Here is a 3,936-nt window from a genome sequence, read left to right on the forward strand (position 1 = left end):
CACCCGGCCGGCGACCGGCTCCTTGGCAAAGACCCCCAGGACCACCCTCATCCCCTCCGTCCACGGCGCCAAGTCGGCGATCGGCCGCGGGTTGTCCACCGTTTCCACAGACTTATCCACAGGTGTTGGCTTGTTAAAAAACAGGTTGCTTCAGGCTGAGCAAAAATGCCCGGATGCAAGGCGCCCGAAATCCGAGGAGTGAGGCGTACCTGGAGGGTACGCCGCAGCGACGAGGATGAGGGCAACGCCGCAGGTGGGCGTTTTTCATCAGCCTGCTACAGGTCGAACCCGCAGTACGACAGGTTAAAGCTCTTGTTGCAGAGCGGGAAGTCGGAGATCTGCTCGCCGCGCAGCGCCATCGCCAGGCCGCTCCAGTTGCGGAACGAGGGATCGACGATCTTGTAGCGGGAAAACTTCCCCTGCGCATCGGTCAGGGCGACGTGCACCACCTCGCCGCGCCACCCTTCGACCAGGGCCACAGTCAGGCTCTCCGGCGCCAGCGCCGGCAACTCCCGGCGCAGTTCCCCCTCCGGCAGGGTGCGCAGCGCTCGCTTGATCCAGCCCAGCGAATCGTAGATCTCCCGCCGCCGGATATTCGCCCGTGCAAAGACGTCCCCCTCCTCTTCAATGACCACATGATCGAAGGCATCCCGGTAGGCGCCGGCCGGATGGTGCAGACGGGCATCGATGGCCAGGCCGCAGGCGCGGGCCGCCATGCCGACCAGCCCGAGGCTTTCGGCGGCGTCGACCGCCACCCGGCCGGTCCCTTCCAGACGGGCGAGGACCGAAGGGGTATCGAAAAAGAGTTCGACCGCGCCGCGGGTGTCCCGTTCGATCGCTTCGAGCCGCAGCAGCAATCGATCCGCCAACTGCCGGGAGACATCGAAGGCCACCCCGCCGGGCCGGACCAGACCGCGCCCGAAACGGCTGCCGCAGAGCTCGGCGCTGAGGTTGAGGTAATCCCCGCGAATCCGTCCGCAGAAAGCGGCGGTCGGCAGGAAGCCGACGTCGCCGGCCAGCGCTCCTATATCCCCCACATGATTGGCCAGCCGCTCCAGTTCCAGAGCCAGTGCCCGCAGCGCCGCCGCCCGGGGTGAGACCTCGACACCGGCCAGGCTCTCGATGATCTGGCAATAGGCGCTGGCGTGGCCGATGGTGGTGTCCCCGGCGATCGTCTCCATCTGGTGAATGGTCGTCGGACCGGGACCGCCGATCAGCGGTCGTTCGAGGCCGCGGTGCTGGTAGCCGAGGGAGATTTCCAGATGCATGACTTTTTCGCCCTGGCACTGGAAGCGGAAGTGTCCCGGCTCGATCACTCCGGCATGGACCGGACCGACCGCCACCTCGTGGACTTCATCGCCCTCCACCCGGTAGAACTCCATGTCGCCGGGAACGGGGTGCCGGCCGGGATCGCGCCCCCAGGCATCGCTACCCTCCCGCCAGGCACGATGGAACCGCACCGGCTTGAACCAGGGATGTCCCTCGAAAACCACGCCGAACTGCTCGGCGATTTCCCGTTCAAAGAGGTGCAGTGGAGGACAGCGTGGCGTCAGGGAGGGACAGCCTGGGGCGGTGCGGGTGCGCAACAGCCGCAGGTCCCCCTTCCAGTCCCGGGCGACCACGGCAAAAAGTTCAAGTTCATCCCCCGCGGCCGGCAGCGCAAAATAGGCCGCGATCCGCCCCAGTTGTTCCACCTCGCCGAGCAGCGCCTCTGAAAATCTCTCGTACGTCATCACCTTCAGGGACGACAGAGAGACCCGCTCACCATTGGTTACCGTGCAGATATCGACGCCCTGCGTACTCATGGTTCGACCTCCAGCAGGAGAGCGGCCTGCTGCAGCAGATCGCGCAGCGGCGCCGGGATGAACACCCCGAGCAGCAGAACCGCCAGAAGCATCACCAGCGGGGGAGCCACCAGCAAAAACCGGTCCTTGAAATGCAATTCCGGGTCGGTCGGCTCGCCCTGGGTCACGGAGAGAACCGTGGCACCCATGCCGATGAAAACCGTGGCCAGCAGGATCAGGAACAGCGCCCCGACCCACATCTGTTCGGCCCCGAAAATCCCGCGCAGGATGGTGAATTCGCTCAGGAAGAGGCCAAAGGGCGGGGAGCCGGTGACGGCCAGAAATCCAGCAAGGAACAGGCCTCCCGACAGCGGCAAAGCCGAGATCGCCCCGCGTACCTCGGAGAGGTGCTTGCTGGCAAAAGCGCGCTGGATATTGCCGGCCGAGAGGAACAGGCACCCTTTCGCCAGAGCGTTGTTGACCAGGTGCAGCAGCGCACCGAAAGTCGCCAGCCCGCCGATCCCGACGCCGATGGCGAGAATCCCCATGTGCTCGACGCTCGAATAGGCCAGCATCCGTTTGATGTCCGGCTGGCGGACCATGAAAACCGCCGCTACGAGCAGCGACAACAGCCCCATCCCCAGCAGGGCCTGACGGGCCATGGCCAGATCGCCGGCGGCCCCCATGATCTGCACCCCGCGCAGAACCGCCAGAAAGGCCACGCTCGTCAGACCGCCCGCCAGCAGGGCGCCGACCATCCCCGGCGCCTCGCCGTAAGCGTCCGGCTTCCAGGTATGCAGCGGCGCCAGGCCCATTTTGGTGCCGAAACCGACCAGCAGAAAGACGAAGCCGGCATGCAGCCAGGGGCGGGCCAGGGTCGGGCCGTCGGCCAACAGCTTGTCGAGTTGCAGGCTGATCGGTATGCCGCTGCCCAGGGCCGAATAGGCGACGAACAGAATGCCGAGCATGGCCAGGGCGATCCCGACCGACCCGATCAGCAGGTATTTCCAGGTCGCCTCGATGGAGAGCCGGTTGCGGTTGTAGTAGATGAGCGGTGCGCTGGCGATGGTGGTGGTTTCCACCCCCACCCAGAGCACGCCGAGGTGCCGCGACACGATGGCGAGGGTCATGGTCGAGAGGAAGACCAGCAGACAGGGGACGATGACCCGGTTGCCGCGGTCGCGGCGCAGATTCAGGTAGTCGACGGCGTAGAGGGCGCAACCGAGGTAGAGCGGACTGGTGACCAGCAGCAACAGCCGCGCCAGGGCATCCAGACCGATCCAGGCACCGGGCTCGGCGGCGCTGCCCGGCTCGGCGAGCAGCATCACGACCAGGATCAGGTGGATGGTGCCGGCCAGCGGCAACAGCCAGGAACGTCCCTGGTACCAGGGAGTAAATGAGGCGAAGAGGGCAAGTACCAGAGGAAAAAGAATCAGCAGCGCCAGCATGGCTTATTCCTTGAGCGCCGAAAGGCGTTCGGTATTGAGCGTGGAAAACTCCCGATTGATCTGATTCATGACGATCCCCATGACGAAGACGCCGACCAGCAGGTCGAGAAGCACCCCGGCCTCGACCATCATCGGCATCGCCTCCGAAAGCAGAATGCCGAAGATGAAAATGCCGTTTTCCAGCATCAGGTAGCCGAGCACCTGGGTGATCGCCTTGCGCCGGGTCATCAGCAGCAGGAATCCGGCAAAGAGCGTGGCCAGCGAGGTCGGGATGAAGAGACCACCCTGGTGTTGCGCCATCAGCGGCAGAAAATCGGCAAAGATGAAGGAGGCAGCGGTGACCAGCGCCCCGAGGATAAGCGTCGGGACATAGCCGATCAGCGGTTCGACCTCACGCCGGATCCGCACCTCGCGGATGGCGCGCAGCAGCAGCCAGGGGATGAATATCCCTTTCAACAGCAGAGCGCCCGTCGCCAGTACCAGGGTATGGGCGGAGAACCCGTGAGCGGTGATCGGCAGCAGGGCGAGCAGCGCCCCCTGCAGGGCCACGGCGCGGATGCAGGCCGCCAGCCGGGAGCTGCCGAGGGTGAAGAAATTCAGCAGGATGACCAGCAGCAGGCACAGATTGCTCAGACCGTACATAGAGTTTCTATCTCCAGGGTAACGTCCCGGCTTCCGGCTCTCGGCTTCTGTCTTCAGCCCCC

3 protein-coding genes are annotated in these 3,936 nt (G+C 65.0%); all 3 read right to left on the reverse strand.

The window, feature by feature from the left end; genetic code table 11:
- Window positions 1-275 precede the first annotated feature (275 nt).
- The 3 genes from VD811_15965 to VD811_15975 are packed head-to-tail and all read right to left on the reverse strand — an operon-like array spanning window position 276 to window position 3,874.
- A complete protein-coding gene (locus VD811_15965) occupies window positions 276-1,805 on the reverse strand; it encodes an NADH-quinone oxidoreductase subunit C (protein ID HXV22480.1) in 1,530 nt (509 codons plus the stop codon).
- Entirely contained in the window at window positions 1,802-3,232 is a 1,431-nt protein-coding gene (locus VD811_15970; protein ID HXV22481.1) for a proton-conducting transporter membrane subunit, read from the reverse strand. The genes VD811_15965 and VD811_15970 overlap by 4 nt, the downstream gene beginning before the upstream one ends.
- Before the next feature lie 3 nt (window positions 3,233-3,235).
- Window positions 3,236-3,874: a hydrogenase gene (locus VD811_15975; GenBank protein ID HXV22482.1), complete on the reverse strand. Its 639-nt coding sequence runs from the start codon at window positions 3,872-3,874 to the stop codon at window positions 3,236-3,238.
- Window positions 3,875-3,936 lie beyond the last annotated feature (62 nt).

The sequence above is a fragment of the Desulfuromonadales bacterium genome (assembly GCA_035620395.1).
Classification (GTDB): domain Bacteria; phylum Desulfobacterota; class Desulfuromonadia; order Desulfuromonadales; family DASPGW01; genus DASPGW01.